The following is a 15,538-nucleotide window of genomic DNA, read 5'->3' as shown; positions in this document are numbered from 1 at the left end:
CAGACTGGAGCCCCCATGGACCCGTTCGACTCCGCCGTGCGCCTGGCAGAGGCGGTGCGCAAGCGCGAGCTGAGCCCCGTCGAGATCGTCGACACCTACCTGGAGCGCATCGACCGGTTCGATCCCGAGATCCTAGCGTTCGTCTGGCGCAACGACGATGACGTACGCGAGGCCGCCGTGAAGGCCGAACGGGCTGTCATGGAGGGTGGGGACCTGCCCGCCTTCCACGGCGTGCCCATTCCCATCAAGGACCTGAACCTGGTCGCCGGGCAGCCCGCCACGTTCGGCAGCCTCGCGTGCGACGACACGCCCCGCACGGTCACGGATCCCGTCGTGACCAGATTCCTGGACGCCGGGTTCCTGTTGATGGGCAGGACCAGCACCCCGGACATGGGCATGCTGACCGCTGCGGAGAGCTCCCGCTACGGGATCACCCGCAACCCCTGGAACACTGCGTACTCGCCGGGAGGCTCGAGCGGCGGTGCCGCGGCGGCCGTCGCCGCGGGGCTCGCTCCCGTCGCCCACGCCAACGACGGCGGCGGCTCGATCCGGATGCCGTCCTCGTGCTGCGGGCTGGTCGGGCTCAAACCCAGCCGCGGACGGGTGCCGCAGTACCTGGCGGCCTGGGAACACGCCACGGTCGAGGGAGCGATCACCCGGACGGTGCGGGACGCGGCCGCACTGCTGGACGTCATGAGCGTGCCGGACAGCCTCGTCATGTACGGCGCACCCGCGTCGGAGCGGCCCTTCTCCGAAGAAGTGGGGCGGGAGTCCGAGCCACTGCGGGTGGGCCTGCTGCTTCTGGCGCCCACCGGACTGCCGGTCGACCCGGTGTGCGTGGCGGCGGCCGAGCGGACCGGCAGGCTGCTGGAGTCGCTCGGGCACGCGGTGTTCCCGGTGTCGCCGCGCTTCTTCACCGAGGAGGCAGGCCTCGGGTACGCGCAGACCGCCTTGGACGCGGCACTGTGGACCGCGCCCTACGACCGTCCGGAACTGGCCGAGCCTCATCTGCGGTTCCGCATGGAGCGCGCCAGGACGCGCCACTCGGGCGAGTACACACGGACGGCCGCGCTCCTGCAGCAAGAGGCCGTGGACGTCCGGGCGCAGTGGGGCCGCGACTTCGACGTGCTGCTCACCCCGACCCTCGCCTGCCCTCCCCCTCCGGCCGGAACCTGCCTTGCAGAGGCCAACGCCGACCCGGGCGGATTGCGGATGACCGAGAACCGGATGATCTCGTTCACAGCCGTCTGCAACATCACCGGCCTGCCCGCCATTTCCTTGCCGCTCCACACCTCACCCGACGGGTTGCCCGTCGGAAGCCAGCTGATCGGCGGGCCCTGGGACGAAGCGACCCTCCTGCGGCTGGCCTCCGCCCTCGAAGAGCTGAGCGACTGGACCGTGCGCCGTCCTGCGCGCTTCGGGTGACTTCGGGGAGGAGTACGCCCGGTGACTGCACTTCACAACTGGCAACATCCGGGCGGACAACCACCAGCAGCCTCTACTGCAGAGCGGCCGCCGCCCGTTGCTACGGCGTGTAACGGCGGCCCTGTCGATGGCCAGGGCGCGCCCCGGGAGGCGATCTCCGTCAGCAGGTCCGCGTCTTCCCTTGTGAAGGGGGCCGGTTGCTTCGACCGGGACGCGGACCGCTTCCGCGTCCGTCGCATCGGCCGCGATGGCGACCGCCTTGCCGCCTTCGGACGGTTGGAGACCGCCGAACGGTTCGCACGCGGCGAGAAGACCGAGGCCATCGCGCGGGAGTTACGGGTGACGCCACGGTCGGTGCGGCGCTGGCGGCGGACATGGGGACAAGGCGGCGCGGATGCGCTGAGGTCGAAGGGACCGGTCTCCGTCGAGCGGCTGAGCCCTGCGCAGTGGGAGCGGCTGGAGCGGGAGCTGAGGCGCGGCCCGCTCGCCCACGGCTGGGACGACGGGTTCCAAGGCTGGACGCTGAAGCGGGTCAAGTTGCTGATCGAGCGGATCGGGGTCGCGCAGACACGCCCTCGGGACTCGTGGTCTGCGCTGCTCCACTTTTTGGGGTGTCTGATCGGACGTCAATCTTGCTGATGGGTGGGCGGCGACCGCGGACGGTCAGTTGTTCCCGGTCTGCGGCGAAGCTGCCGACCGCGCGGGCGAACGCGGCGAGGTCGAGGCCGGCCAGGTGGTCCATGACGTTGCTGCGCACGCTGGCCAACGCGTGCGGGTAAGCCTCCTCGAGCCGACGCAGTCCGGCGTCGGTAAGGGCGGCCATGAACCCACGACCGTCGGTCTCGGCGGGCCGGCGCACCACGAGTCCCTGCTTGGCCATACGTTCGACCAGGCGGGTCGTGCCGCTGGTGGACAGGACCGACTCGGCGGCGAGTTCGTTCATGCGCATGGCCCGTCCAGGAGCCTCGGAGAGGTTCACCAGGACGACGTACTCGACCAGGCTCAGCCCGCACCCGGCGAGCAGATCGGCCTCCAGGACCCGTGGCACGACGAGCACTGCCCGGGCGAAGGCTCGCCAGGCGGCCTCTTCGTCGGCATGGAGGGGTGTTGTCCGGTCCGGCAGCTTGGTCACCGTCTCATCCTACGGAAACCCAGAAATGGTTGACGTAACAACAGATTAGGGCCTAGTTTGTTGCTTCAGCAACAAACTAACTGTGAGTGACGCAGTGTGCGTCCCTCATGTCTGGCATCAGGAGGAAGTCATGGTCAGTCGACGTTCACTCCTCGGCACCGGCGCCGCCGTCGGCGCCGCATCGGTCGCCGGGGCCACAACCAGCCACGCCACCACGGCCCCCAAGCGCCACGGGAAGAGAACAGAGGCCAACAAGCAGCTCGTACGGGACTACACGACGCAGGTGTTCAACGGTCACCAGCCTGAACTGGCGGCCAAGTTCGTGACGCCGGACTTCGTCTGGCACGGCGGCTTCATGGGCACCGTCTCCGGGGCGGAGGGTCTGGTGGGCTTGATCAGTTCGTTCGTCGACTCGATGCCCGATCTGAACGCCGAGGAGCTCGACATCCTCGCCGAAGGTGATCTCGTCACGGTGCGGTACCTCGTGACCGCGACGGTACGTGGCTCCTTGTTGGGCGTACCCGCCGACGGCAAACAGTTGAGCTGGGAATCCGCAACCATCTGGCGGATCACCGACGGGAAGATCAGCGAGGAATGGGCCTTCGACGACACCGCCACGGCCCTGGTCCAGCTCGGCGTCCTCACCTCGCCCTCTGCCGGTTGATCCATCGGCGATCGTCGCCATCGCCTCTCGAACCACGTGACTGGCCCAGGGCGTCTGCGGCGGTGGGTAAGGATCACACGGCCGGCGCTCCTCTCATGCCGGGCAACCCGAGCGGCACGCGTCGCCACCCCTCCGACAAGCGAGGAGCCGAGACGTGGCACGCGTCCTGATCACTGGTGCGTCGGACGGGTGTGCCGCGGGGCGCGCCGGCGCTGGCCGAGCAGCAGGATTACCAGCTCTTCGTGCACACCCGTGATGCCAAACGCCGCGCCGAGGTCGTTCGGCGAACCGGCGGCCCCCGATACGCCGACTTGGCGTCGCTCGCCGAGGGGCGCCGACTCGCTGAGGAGGTACCGGGTCGTTTCGACGTGCTGGTGAACAATGCCGGCGTGGGTGTCGGTCCCCACCGTCGCCGGCGAGACGGCGAACAGCGGCGCGAGCTGCCGCATGGTCAGGTCTGTGCGGTAGTGGACCGTCACCACCAGTTCCGCAGCGGCAGGGACCATGGCCGCACGCCGCCAGGACCATTGCCGCACCGCTCCCGCACCACCCGTAACCAGCCTTCGACCTGCCGCATCCGCAGCTACGTCATCGGCGGTGGCGCACTCAAGGCCACCTCGCCCCCTCGCGACCTGGCCGCTTGCCGATCACGGCAACCGTCGACCAGGTCGAGCAGGGTAGTGGCTTGCCCCGGCGTTGGCCTGTACGCCGCCATCGCCCCCCCCTCAGCCGGCACGCGGCGTGGCCTGTCCCCGGCAGATTGCTGTCGACGTGCGCCGGAACCCCGGCGCATGCCAGTCCAACGTCAACGGAGTTGAATCCATGCACAACCGTCGAGCATTCCTGGCGAGCCTCGCAGGCGCCGGTGCGGCTCTGACCGCAGTCAGCGTCGGCACCTCGTCGGCAGCCGCCACACTCTCCCAGCCGCCGAAGGGTTCCAGGCTCTTTCCCGAGACCATCGCACTGCCGACCGGATTCTTCCCCGAGGGCATCGCGATCGGTAACGATCCCACCGCGTACGTCACCTCCCTGGCCAACGGCGATGTGTACCGGCTCAACCTGGCGACCGGCGCAGGTCGGGTCCTCACGCCCGGACCGGGGACGGGTGCGGTCGGCATCGCCTTCGACGCCTTCGGGCGCCTGTTCGTCGCGGGCGGGCAGGCAGGCACCGCCCGGGTGATCAACCCAGCCACGGGGCGAGTCGTCACCACTTACAGGCTCGGAGCCGAAGGCTCCTCGATGGTCAACGACATGGTCATCACCCGCGACGCGGCCTGGTTCACCGACTCGTTCAACCCCGTGCTGTACAAGATTCCCCTCGGCCGCCGAGGCGCCCTGCCCTCGCGGGCGGACGTGGTCCGCATGCCCCGACCCGCGCTTCGACACCCCGACCACCATCGCGCGCTTCGGCGACCGCTTCTATCTGCCCAACGCCCGCTTCACCGTCCCCTCGCCGGTGAACACCGAATACACCGTGGTGTCCATCCCGGCGTACTCCCAGCAAGTGTCGACATAGCCCCAGAGAGACACGGAGAGGGGCTCGCCGCCCTGAGAGGCGCGCAGAACGGCCGGCTGAGCCGGTCAACCGCAGGGTGCGGTAGCACTTCAGGTGCGCCCGCACGCTGCGCTGCGCTCTCGAAAACCTGCCCGAATGAGGAGTTCGGGGTTCGCCCACCAATCTGCAGGATCGGCAGGAAAACCAGATCTGGCGAGTCGGCGGTGGCAGATGTGGGTGCAGGCGATGGCCGTGAAGGCCAGGTACCAGAGCGCGGTAGTCGACCCGCAGGTGGGCCGCCATCACGCCGAGACGGCCCGCGAGAGCCAGCCGGTCATCAGGCGGGCCGGCCGGAGCGCCTGGACGGTCTCCAGACGCTCCGGCCGGCCCGCAGGTCTCGCTCACCGGTAGCGGCGTGCAATGTGCCGAGTAGCCGGTGCGGTGGCCGCCGCACCGCGTGTGTCACATCCAGACACGGCCGATGTTCACCCAGCGGTAATTACCGGTACCCGTGCCCGTGAACCAGCCCACGGGCTGCGAGTTCTGAGTGTTGCTCTCGCAGTGGTAGCCCGAGTAGGTCAGCGTGGTGGGAGACGTCTGGGAGGGGTCCACGGTCACTTGGGGGAAGTAGCGGTTCGTGATAGCCGTGCTGTCCGTGGTGAATGACGCGCACTGGCCGTTCACGCTGATGCTGTGGACCTGGCCTCTGGTTCCGTCGGTGACGGCCACGCAGGCGCCTGCGTCGGCCTGGCACTGGGGCGGCTGGCTCGCCGCCTGGGCCGGGCCGGTGGTCACGGCCAGTGCCGCGGCTGCCGCGCCGCCTGCGGCGATCATGCTGATGAGACGCTTCTTCATGAGATGTAGACGCCTTCCATCTTCGACTTCGTGGGCGCACGGAGACGTGCCGCCTACCCCAGGGGAAAAGTGAGTTGATGCATCATCAACTGCCGCGCCTCGGCGTCAAGCTCACCAGATTGACCAGCAAGTCGCTTGACGCCCCTCAAGTCCCTGCAGAAATCAGCTCATTCAGGCGGGTCGGTAGCCTGAGGTTCCGGGTGATGGTCAAGCGTCCGGTGCCGATGAACTGCGGGGACTCTTCCAGCGGGTGGTGCCTACCGCTCCGACCCGGCCAGGGCGACGGACTGCGCCGGCACGGCGATGCCGACCTTGCCGTCGAGCTGCCCACTCACGGGAGCGGTCGCGCCCAGTCAGTTCAACTCGAACTTCGAGGCGTTCTCGGCCAGCCAGTCGTCGAAGCTCTTCAGTGCCGGGTTGATCTCGCGCAGCCGGTTCAGATCACGGGCGCCGGTGAACTCCTGATCGAAGTCGCCGTAGTACTGGAACATGTTGCCGAGCTCCTCGGCCAACGGAATCTCGAGGGTGCGGAAGAAGTCGTAGGGCACGGACTGGAAGCGCACCGGCTCGCCCAGCGCCGCCGCGAGCTTCTCCGCGTACTGCGCACCGGTCAGATGGTCGCCGGCCAGGCCGACGGTCTGGCCGATGAACTGCTCGCCGCCCTTGAGGATGGCGAAGGCCGTCCTGCCGATGTCCGCCACGTCCACTCCGGCCAGGAGCTTGCCGTCCTCCATCGGCAGGCTCAGCGCCAGTACCCCGTCTGCGCCGCGCTGGGGGCCGAGGCCCTGCAGGAAGCCCTGGAAGTAGAAGGTCGTGTTGAGGAAGGTGGTCGGCACCCCGGCCTGCCTGAACAGCTCATTGCCCTCACCCTTGATATCGAAGTGTGGCACGTTGTACTTCTCCTGCAGGACCGGCATCCGGCCGTCCTCCAGAGGCAGCAGCTCGCGGGTGTCCTCCAGCGTCGACCAGACCACGTGACGCAGACCGGCGGCCGCGGCGGCCCGGGCCAGAACCTGGATCTCCTCCAGCTCCTTCGCCGCCGAACCGTGCGCCCAGAAGTTGGTGACGAGGAAAGCGCCGTAGGCACCCTCGAACGCCCTGTGCACCGTCGGCTCGTCGTCGAAGTCCGCCTGAACAACCTCGGCCCCGAGCGCCGCGAGCTCCCTGGCCGCTGGCGAGTCGGGATTCCGGGTGAGCGCGCGCACCGTGAAGCCCGACTCCGGATCTGCCAGGATCGCCCGAGCGGCACCGCCACCCTGCGCACCCGTTGCTCCGGCGACTGCGATGACCTTCTTGTCACTCATAACAGTTCCCCTTGTCAGAAGTTTCTTCCGGTTGATGCATCAACAACATACAGCGAATCGGTTGACCTATCAACCTCATGGATGTCATGAAGTCGTGATCGTTCGCGGTGCCACAGCAGTGGTCGCGGAGCGTGATCGACGAGACGCCGCCTCTTCTGACCTGCCCGGGCAACGGTTTGGCCCAGCGCCCGGAACGCCAAGAGCACCAGCCGAGCGGGCCCGTGTCGAAGGGCAGGCCTCGCTGCCCGTGCTGAGCGACGAACTGTTCGCGATGCTGGAACTGGAGTTGAACACGGGCCCTCTCGCCCATGGCTGGCCGGCCCAGACCTGGACCCTGTCGCGGATCAGTCCCGGAAGCAGCCATGCGTCCGGCCCGAAATCGGTGACGGTGGCGTTCTCCGGAGGGACCGCTCCTGTGAAGATCTGCCCGGCTTTGAGTACCTGAAGGGCGCTCTGCATCACGGCATCCTTGGAGAGTTCGCGATTGGTCATCCCGACGACGCCGCTGCGGCAGCAGAAGTGCCCACGACGCGACAGGTGGGACGATCAAACCACGATGATGCATCAACATTGATGTGTCAATGGACAGTTGGCCGCCCGTCACGGACGGGCGGCCAGCGGGCGAGACCTCAGGGTGGATCCGCCTCCAACCGGCCAAGGATGCCTTCGCAGAGATGGGTAAGCATGTCGAGCTCTTCAGGACCGAGGGGGTCGATGACCAGCCGACGCACGGTGGCGACGTGCCCGGGGGCGGCCTCTTCCATGGCCGCGCGGCCTGTGGGCGTGACGATCACGTGAACCCCGCGTGCGTCCTTGGGGCAGTCTTCACGTATCACCAGGCCGCGTTTGTTCATGCGACTGAGATGGTGGGACATACGACTGCGCTCCCAGCCCACCGCTTGGGCCAGCTCCTGGAAGTGCTGCCGCCCGTGGGGCGCATCGGTGAGGGCCACGAGTACGACGTAGTCGGCGATGGACAGGTTCCCCATAGCCTGCAGTTTGCGCGCCAGTGCGCTGGGGAGTTTCTGATGTACGCCGATGAAGGCGCGCCAGGCGCGCTGTTCGGTCAGGGTGAGCCAGCGTGTTTCCTCTTCCATGCAAACCCACTCTAGCTGATGGTTGACACATCACCCAGGTCGCGTGATAGTTGGCGCGGCACAACAACGTGACACATCAGATTCTTGCCCCACGGTCGTGGAAGAGCGCGGTGGCCTCATCATCCAGCCCCTCCAGCACGTCTTCCCCGACCAGAAGCCGATCAACCGAACGGTCATCAACACCTGGGAGGACCAGTGCGTGGTGGACGCCGTCAGGCCACCGGACGCAAGAAGCTGATCATCGTCGGCCCGTACACCGAGATCTGCGTGACCATACCCACCCTTCAGGCGGTCGGGAGGGCTACAGGTCTACGTCGTCACCGACGCCTCAGGCGGCGTGTCGGCCGAGGCCCACGACATGGCCGTGCGCCGCATGGTCCAGGCCGGGGTCGTCCCGATCACTTGGCAGGTCGCCCTGGCCGAGTGGCAGCGCGACTGGGCCCGCACCGACATCATCTCCCCCGAGGACCAGGGCGCGGTTGTCGCGCATACCGGGGCGCCGGTGTAGCGTTCGCCCGGGAGATGCAGTTCCTCAACACCCCGTCTCCAACGTGACCACCGGAGCGTGAAGACAGACCGAGTACCGGGCGGCACCAGCGTCGCCCAGTACTCGAGCGATGCGGAGACTTTCGCGCCTCCCTCCCAGCACGGCTCCGTCGATGGCGCGGTGCCAGGCGGCCATCGATCGGAGTGAGGCACCCGTGTCCGCAGGGCACCGAACCACACCCGTTCAGTCCGTCGATCCAGAAGGGTGCCGCCATGACAACCACCCCCGGCGTGCCTCTCGTTGTCCCTCTCGTCCCTCCGAAACTGATCGCGACGGACCTTGACGGCACGCTGCTCCGCAGCGACGGAACGCTGTCGGACCGCACCCGGGCCGCCTTGACGGCAGCCGAGCAGGCCGGGATCCGCGTAGTGCTGGTCACAGGCCGCCTCCCGCGCTCCGTACCGGAGTTGCTGGCCACCATCGGATCGCATTTCGTCATCGCCGCCAACGGCGCGGCCGTCTACGCCCCTGACGGAACCCTGGCGCACGTGTCCCCGATCCGGCCCCTGGCAGCCACCCGGCTCATCACCCGCGTGCGCAAGGCGCTGCCCGGCACCGCCTTCGCCCTCGAGTACGAAGGGGACTTCGGCCACGAACCGGCCTACCCGACCTGGTCGTTCGGTGAGGAGGCCGCCCAACCGGTCGGCACCGGCACCGCCGGGGAACTCCTCACCCGTATCCCGGGCAGGCCGGTGCTGAAGATCCTCGCCTACCACCCGACTCTGCCTCTCGACGACTTCTACGAGCGAGCTCGGCTCACTGCGGGCAGCAACGCCGAGACCACCTACTCCACCGGACTGTCGCTGGTGGAGTTCAGCGCACCCGGCGTCACCAAGGCCACCACCCTGCTCGCGTGGAGCGGACGACTCGGCGTCGGTAGCGACGAGATCGCCGCCTTCGGCGACATGCCCAACGACCTGCCCATGCTCACCGCGGTGGGTCACTCGTACGCCACGGCCAACGCCCATCCGGACGTCCTGCGGACCGCACGCCATCGTGCCCCCGCCAACGACGAGGACGGCGTCGCCCAGGTACTGGAACGGTTCGTCGACACAGTCGTACGCCGACCGGACCGGCACATCCCCGTGGCGACCGTCCGGGAGTTCGGCCGGCCGTAGCGATGGCCCGGGCGATCGCCGGCCCGACACCGCGCGAAGCGCCGGTGATGACGGCGATGCGACCGGTGACATCGAGTCCCGCCGTCTCAGCTCACCGCTGCCGTTTGCCGCGCCGCGGTTCTGCCGCAGTTCCTGTTTGGCGATGGCCCGCTTGTGGACCTCGTCGGGACCGTCAGCCAGCCGCAACGACCGCCGCCTCCAGGACGACGGCCGCAAGCACCTCTTCCTTGTTGACGAAGGAGGTGTAGAAAGATCCCGCCGCGCACCGAGCCTCTTCGGTGATGTCGGTCAGGCGGGTGACGGGATAGCCTTCCCGTTCGAACACCTTCCGCGCGGCCTTCACCAAAGCAGCCCGTGTCCGCGCTCGACGCTGAGTCTTGGGCGGCTCGCGAAGTCGGTGCGGGGACCCGTTCGCAGATGTCGATCAGCCGGTCCGCGTACTGCCCGGCACTTCGTTCCGCACCCTGCAACGGCACCAGGCCGGCGGCGAACTCGGTCACCCGATGCCCGCACAGCCTGCGCTGCTCAGCGGTCATCGACTCCACGACCCACTGCGGACGGGCCCTCGCCTTCGCGGGCCCGCTACCGCGTGCGCTGCCTGCCCGGACCACGACGAAGTCGCCCGCGAACGACTCGTGCCCACCGCTAGGCCGAGAGGTGGACAATGCGGCCCCGTGTGGGCGCAGTGCGGGCTGGAAGCCGTTGATGACCCGCAGCGCGCCCAGCACGTTGACCTCGACGTGGTGCCGGATCACGTCGGGCGGTAGCACCTCCAGCGGGCCTGGCGTGAGGCTGCCGGCGTGCTGACGAGGACGTCGAGGCCACCGCCACCCAGCGCGTCCGACACCTTCGCGACCCATGACCTGACCGCACCTTCGTCGGTGATGCCGCCAACCGTCGCGGTGATCGCTCCGCCGCCGGCGCTGTTCAGTTCCGTGGCCGCACGCTGCGACAGCGGGATGCCGTGGACCCGGTAAGCCCTGGCGGCCAGCTTCAGGGCGGTTTCCCGACCCAGGCCGCCGCCGATTCCGGTGATCCGATTCCGGTGATCACAGCCACCTTACGACCGGTCACCGAGCTCGCCGCGTTCTGGCTCCGCCGATGCTGGTACGCACCGTGATGACGGTCTTGACCTCGGTCGCCCCCCGTACGGTGCCGTTCACGACCGCCGGTGCCTCCTCCAGCGGGACCCGGGTGATCGGCGGCGGGGCGACATATCCGATGACGACGGCTTCGGCGACATGGTCGAGGAGGCGGCCCGAGGCCGACAGCACGAAGTTGATCTCAGTGACGCCCATGGCCTCAAGTGCGCCCGCATCGGCCACGAACCTCGTCGTGACCGCCGAGCCGCCCGGGCGTACGAGCTTGGCCAGCGAGGCGAAGCGGTCCGTGTCGCTCACGAGGTCGATCAGCGCGTCGATGCCGTCGGGGTGCGCCCGCTGCACCGCCTCCGGCAGGGAGACCGCCGTAGGGTCGATGATCTCGGCGGCGCCGTAGCGGTGCATCCGTTCGGCGGCGATGCCTGGAGCGACAGCGATCACGTGCGCGCCCGCTCTGACCGCGAACTGGGTCGCCATGGAGCCGACTCCGCCCCGGGCGCCCACGATCAGGACCGTCCTGCCGTTGAGCGGTGAGAGCATGGTCGTCAGAGCGAGACCGGTCATGCCGATCGTCGGCAGTGCCGCCGCCACGTCGAGGTCCATGGCGTCCGGGACTCGCGTGAGCGGCGCGTCCTCGTCGACGGCGACGTACTCCGCGTACGTTCCCGTCGACCCGATCGGAGGGATCATCAGCTGCCCGAAGACCACGTCCCCCGGAGCGAACCTGGTCGTGCCCTCGCCGACGGTCTCGACGATGCCCGCGCCATCGGTGCCCAGCACCATCGGGAACGTGCCGGGGAACATGATGCGCCAGTCGCCGCGCGCGAGCCTGCGGTCGATGGGGTTGACGGCGGCTGTCCGCAGCCGGATCAGCAGCTGGTGGGGTCCTGGTCGTGGGGTGGGCACCTCACCCAGGACCGGCGTCTGTCCGTAGTCGTTCACGATCACCGCGCGCATGGCTCTCCTCGCAGACGGGTGGGGGGCCGTCTTCGCGGGGAAGTCTTGTCCCGGCAGCGGGGCACTCGTATCAGCCTGTGCACAGTGCGGATGGCCAGTCATGATCGATGGACTGCCGCTGGGCCCCCTCCGGCCGACCAGGCGCCGGGTCCGGGTCCGGGTCCGGCTCCGGCTCCGGCTCCGGCTCCGGCTCCGGCTCCGGCTCCGGCTCCGGCTCCGGGTCCGGGTCCGGGTCCGGGTCCGGGTCCGGGTCCGGGTCCGGCCGAGAGTCGCGGCTGGGCCTCAGGGCGGCCGGCATCAGGTGTTCGCGAAGTCGCGGTCCCAGCCTGTGCGCCGGCATGAAGATGCAGGCGCTGACCGACGACATGCGGCCTGCGGTGCCGGATCGTGCGGGAGCGCAACCGGCGCTTCGAGCAAGGACGTTGCCTCCCGGCTCGGTATCGAGGCACACGCTAAGGGCGCCCCGCATGCCAAAGGCCCCCACCTGGATCAAGACCTGGCAACGAGTACCTGAGCCCTTCGTCCGGGCGAAGACCGAACCGGGGGCCTGGACCGCCTCGCCGGACATCCGAACCGAATCAACGACTCAGGACACTAGTTCCCGTCATCCGGCAGTACGGCGTCGAGCTGACCGCGTGCACTGATGCCGAGCTTCATGAAGACCTTGCGCAGGTGGTACTGCACCGTACGCGCGCTGATGAACAACCGCGCACCGATCTCCGCGTTCGACAGCCCCGCACGGGCGAGTCGGGTGATCTGGGCCTCCTGCGGCGTGAGTTCTTTACTGGTGTCGTCGGTGCGCTTGCGAGCGGTAGCCCCGGTGGCGAGCAACTCGCGCCGTGCGCGGTTGGCATAGGCATCGGCGCCCATCGTCGCCAGCATGTCGTGCGCGGTGGACAGTTGCTCCCGCGCATCGGCCCGCCGCTTCTCTCGGCGCAGCCATTCGCCGTACAGCAGGTGTGCCCGGGCGAGTTCCACCCGAACGCGGGTACGGCCGAGGCGCTCGATCGATTCCTGGTAGAAGCCCTCGGCGTCGCTCCCGTGCGCGAGGAAGGCGCGTAGCCGGGCCTCCATCCCGAGCGACCAGTCCGTCGGCGCCGTACGCGTGCGCTCGGACAGCCACTCGAGTACGTCTTCGACGGCCCCCCGGTCACCGGTGCGGGCCGCCGCCTCCGCCAGCTCGGGCACGACGAGCGGTCCCAGTCCGCAGTCGTCGTGCTCGAACACCTCCCTGGCGGCGGCGAGCGCCTCACGGTGGCGACCGATACCGTTGTGGAGCACCGCACTCGCACAGCCCGCGTACGGCACGAACGCGCCGACACCCCGCCCGGGCGCCGCCCGTCGGCTCGCCTCGACCAGCTCCCGCACCCGTGTCTCCTGCCCGCGCCACGCCGCCAGCATCATCTCGGTGGCCGGGAGATACGGGTTACCCGTCGCCGCGGTGAGAATGCGGTACTCCGCGATCAACTCCCCCGCGCTCGCGAACTCCCCGGCGAGAACCTGCCCCAGAGCCAGAAAGCTGAGTGCGACCCGCAACTGCCCCATCGCACCCGTCCCGCGAGCGACCTGGGCCTGGCGCGTGGCGAGCGTGAACGACGCCTCCGCGTCCCACAGCTCCATGGCGAGGACGACAGCTGACCTGCCGCCCACGAGTCGGCCCGAGTCGCCGTCCGGGCCGCTGATCATGCGCAGTGCCTCGGCGAGCATCGGCCCTGCGACCGCGTACCCCTTCGTCGCCAGCGCCACCCACGCGTCGAGCAGCACGTCCACCGCACGCGGCGGCTCGGGAGCGGGAGGTGCGTCGCGCGCGGCCTCCGCGACCGTACGCATGCTGTTCGAGTCGGCCAGACTGGCGCCCAGCGCGGCAGCCGCGAAGGCGTCCAGGTAGATCTCGCGCGTCAGGGCGGGATCGAGCGGTTCTGTGCGCCGGGCGGCACCGAGGAGGATCCGGGCCGCTTCGGGCATGCGCTGCTGCTCCAGCGCGATCCGGCCGCGCAGGTGCTCCGCCCGGGCCGTCCGCAGGGCGTCTTCCGGACCCGCCTCGGCCACCTCCAGCAGGCCCAGCGCGTCGTCGAGGGCGTCGGCGTCGAGCTTGGCGTAGGCCGCCGTGAGCATGCGCTGCGCGCGGCGCGCGGGATCCGGCGTCAGGATCGCGGCGCGTTCGAGGAATGCCGCCGTCGCGGTGAGGCCACCGCGTGCCAGTGCGCGGTCGGCGGAGCGCTCGAGTTCCTCGGCTATGTCCTCGTCGGGCCCCGTCGCGGCCAGGGCGCGATGCCAGGCGCGGCGGTCGGGATCCTGCTTGGGATCGGTGGCTTCCGCCAGTGCGCGGTGTGCGTCCCGGATTTCCTGCGGTGAGGAGGAGTTGGTCAGGGCCGAGCGGACCAGCGGGTGCCGGAACCGTACATGGGGGCTCACCTCGATCAGGCCGGTCTCCAGCGCTGCGGTCACGGTCTCGCATGGGATGCCGAGCAGGGCAGCCGTCCGGTTCAGCAGCGTCAGATCACCGACGGGGTCGACAGCCGCGAGAAGCAGCAGACGCCGGGACTCGGCCGGGAGCGCGTCGATCCGACGCCGGAAGCTCTCCTCGATCTTCTTCGACAGGGGCCTGGCACCGCGCCGTATCCCCAGACCGCCGGCGATCTCCGCCGGCGACATTCCGCGCAGCAGCTCCAGCAGGGCCAGGGGATTGCCGCGGGTCTCGCTGATGACCTGGTCGCGGATCCGTTCGTCCAGCGGCCCGGTACCCACCGACTCGAGCAGCGCACGGGCATCCTCGTCCCCCAGGCCCTCGACGACGAGTTGGGGCAGACCCGTAAGGTCCCGGCTCGGCCGACGCGTGGCGAAGACGAGCCCGACGGACTCTCTCTCCAGGCGGCGGGCGACGAACGCGAGCACCTGCGCCGAGGCGCGATCGAGCCATTGCTCGTCGTCGATGACGCAGATCAGCGGCTGCTGCTCGGCGACATCGGCAAGCAGGCCCAGGACAGCCAACCCCCCGAAGAAGCGATTCGGCGCCTTCCCCGGGCTGATACCGAAGAACGTACGCAGGGCGTCGCGCTGCGGAACCGGCAGGCGGTCCAGCCGATCCAGCATGGGCGCCAACAGTTGATGCAGCGCGGCGAACGGCAGATCCATCTCCGCCTGGACACCGGTGGCGCGCACGATGCGGACACCCGATGTCTCGTCAACCAGCCAGTCCAGCAGTGCCGTCTTGCCGACGCCCGGCTCACCACTGACGACGAGGGCCCGGCTCTCCCCCGCACGAACGGCGGTCACGAGGGCGTTGAGGGCCTCGCGTTCACGGCGTCGGCCTCTCAGCCGCGCACCACTGCCGCCCGTAGCCGGACGGAAGTCCCCTGACCATGTTGACCGGGCGTCTCCCATGCGGCCCAACAATACCTTGGGCCAAGGCATGTTCCGGATGCCGTTCCATCCCTCATGACCAGGTAGGACTTGTCCAGGACAGGCAGGGCAGGACGGTCGCGCGGGCAGCGGCCGACGCCGGGCGTGCGGTGCGGCGCAGCACCTCCGCTCATGGGCAGAGGCGTTGACATACATCCGACCTGTTGCCGCGTCAGGAACCCCCGAGAAAGCCCAGTCGCACCCGTGCTCGCTGCTCCGCACGCATGCCCGGAATTGATGACGCGTCAAGCAAGAAGGGGGACGAGGCGCACATCCGCAGGACAATCCGCAGCGCCTGCCCCCTGGGGCGACTCTGTCGCCGGTCTCGAGCGGCTCGCGCAGCACTTCCCCGTGCTTGGACTCTCTACTGACTTCGGCTCGTCAGGGTGAATCATCGCGAAGTCCCTGAAGGGCTTCGGGTGGTGGCTGTATTCCGTGGTGT

General features: G+C 69.1%; 12 protein-coding genes and 3 pseudogenes. 6 read left to right on the top strand and 9 right to left on the bottom strand.

Translation table 11 applies throughout. The features are described 5' to 3' along the window. The first annotated feature begins 15 nt into the window (after positions 1 to 15). Positions 16 to 1,425, top strand: coding sequence for an amidase (locus tag AC5P09_RS41480; RefSeq protein ID WP_493878866.1), 1,410 nt, complete (start codon positions 16 to 18; stop codon positions 1,423 to 1,425). Positions 1,426 to 1,662: 237 nt separating this feature from the next. Beyond that, positions 1,663 to 2,019: pseudogene (locus AC5P09_RS41475) on the top strand (helix-turn-helix domain-containing protein); the annotation flags it as partial. On the opposite strand, the gene AC5P09_RS41470 reads toward AC5P09_RS41475, so the two are convergent. Further along, on the bottom strand, positions 1,958 to 2,473 hold the full coding sequence (locus tag AC5P09_RS41470) for a MarR family winged helix-turn-helix transcriptional regulator (protein WP_493878887.1): 516 nt from the start codon (positions 2,471 to 2,473) through the stop codon (positions 1,958 to 1,960). The pseudogene AC5P09_RS41475 and the gene AC5P09_RS41470 sit on opposite strands and share 62 nt — an antisense overlap. Before the next feature lie 214 nt (positions 2,474 to 2,687). Here AC5P09_RS41470 and AC5P09_RS41465 point away from each other — a divergent pair, with 214 nt between their 5' ends. Continuing rightward, positions 2,688 to 3,221, top strand: a complete 534-nt coding sequence (locus AC5P09_RS41465; RefSeq protein ID WP_493878865.1) for an ester cyclase — start codon at positions 2,688 to 2,690, stop codon at positions 3,219 to 3,221. A gap of 404 nt (positions 3,222 to 3,625) precedes the next feature. Here the strand turns inward: AC5P09_RS41465 and AC5P09_RS41460 are convergent. The 3 genes and pseudogenes from AC5P09_RS41460 to AC5P09_RS41450 all read right to left on the bottom strand — a co-directional run. Further along, positions 3,626 to 3,798: pseudogene (locus AC5P09_RS41460) on the bottom strand (IS5/IS1182 family transposase); the annotation flags it as partial. A 1,380-nt stretch (positions 3,799 to 5,178) separates the two neighbouring features. After that, positions 5,179 to 5,571: a hypothetical protein gene (locus tag AC5P09_RS41455; protein WP_493878864.1), complete on the bottom strand. Its 393-nt coding sequence runs from the start codon at positions 5,569 to 5,571 to the stop codon at positions 5,179 to 5,181. A 353-nt stretch (positions 5,572 to 5,924) separates the two neighbouring features. Then, positions 5,925 to 6,875 (bottom strand): NmrA/HSCARG family protein, encoded by a 951-nt coding sequence (locus AC5P09_RS41450; RefSeq protein ID WP_493878863.1) that lies wholly within the window; start codon positions 6,873 to 6,875, stop codon positions 5,925 to 5,927. Between the two features lie 247 nt (positions 6,876 to 7,122). Between AC5P09_RS41450 and AC5P09_RS41445 the strand changes: the two genes are divergently transcribed. Then, positions 7,123 to 7,320 (top strand): hypothetical protein, encoded by a 198-nt coding sequence (locus AC5P09_RS41445; RefSeq protein ID WP_493878862.1) that lies wholly within the window; start codon positions 7,123 to 7,125, stop codon positions 7,318 to 7,320. Between the two features lie 184 nt (positions 7,321 to 7,504). Here the strand turns inward: AC5P09_RS41445 and AC5P09_RS41440 are convergent, their stop codons facing one another. Continuing rightward, the gene (locus tag AC5P09_RS41440; RefSeq protein WP_493878861.1) at positions 7,505 to 7,972 is read right to left on the bottom strand and encodes a MarR family winged helix-turn-helix transcriptional regulator; all 468 of its coding nucleotides are present in this window, start codon (positions 7,970 to 7,972) and stop codon (positions 7,505 to 7,507) included. 91 nt (positions 7,973 to 8,063) lie between these two features. On the opposite strand from AC5P09_RS41440, the pseudogene AC5P09_RS41435 reads away from it, so the two are divergent. Further along, positions 8,064 to 8,527, top strand: a pseudogene (locus AC5P09_RS41435) (isochorismatase family protein); the annotation flags it as partial. 204 nt (positions 8,528 to 8,731) lie between these two features. Continuing rightward, a complete protein-coding gene (locus tag AC5P09_RS41430) occupies positions 8,732 to 9,637 on the top strand; it encodes an HAD family hydrolase (protein ID WP_493878860.1) in 906 nt (301 codons plus the stop codon). A gap of 172 nt (positions 9,638 to 9,809) precedes the next feature. Here AC5P09_RS41430 and AC5P09_RS41425 read toward each other — a convergent pair whose 3' ends face one another. The 4 genes from AC5P09_RS41425 to AC5P09_RS41410 all read right to left on the bottom strand — a co-directional run bounded on the left by AC5P09_RS41425 (position 9,810) and on the right by AC5P09_RS41410 (position 15,078). Continuing rightward, positions 9,810 to 9,980: a TetR family transcriptional regulator gene (locus tag AC5P09_RS41425; protein ID WP_493878886.1), complete on the bottom strand. Its 171-nt coding sequence runs from the start codon at positions 9,978 to 9,980 to the stop codon at positions 9,810 to 9,812. 408 nt (positions 9,981 to 10,388) lie between these two features. Next, the gene (locus AC5P09_RS41420; protein ID WP_493878885.1) at positions 10,389 to 10,664 is read right to left on the bottom strand and encodes a hypothetical protein; all 276 of its coding nucleotides are present in this window, start codon (positions 10,662 to 10,664) and stop codon (positions 10,389 to 10,391) included. A gap of 43 nt (positions 10,665 to 10,707) precedes the next feature. After that, positions 10,708 to 11,694 carry an NADP-dependent oxidoreductase gene (locus tag AC5P09_RS41415; protein WP_493878859.1) on the bottom strand — a complete coding sequence of 329 codons (987 nt, stop codon included), beginning with the start codon at positions 11,692 to 11,694 and terminating at the stop codon, positions 10,708 to 10,710. Between the two features lie 594 nt (positions 11,695 to 12,288). Beyond that, a complete protein-coding gene (locus tag AC5P09_RS41410) occupies positions 12,289 to 15,078 on the bottom strand; it encodes an ATP-binding protein (RefSeq protein WP_493878858.1) in 2,790 nt (929 codons plus the stop codon). Between the last annotated feature and the right edge of the window lie 460 nt (positions 15,079 to 15,538).

The organism is Streptomyces sp. a15, assembly GCF_059026085.1.
Note: the sequence above shows the minus strand (reverse complement) of the source record. Positions and strands in the feature narration are given on the sequence as shown.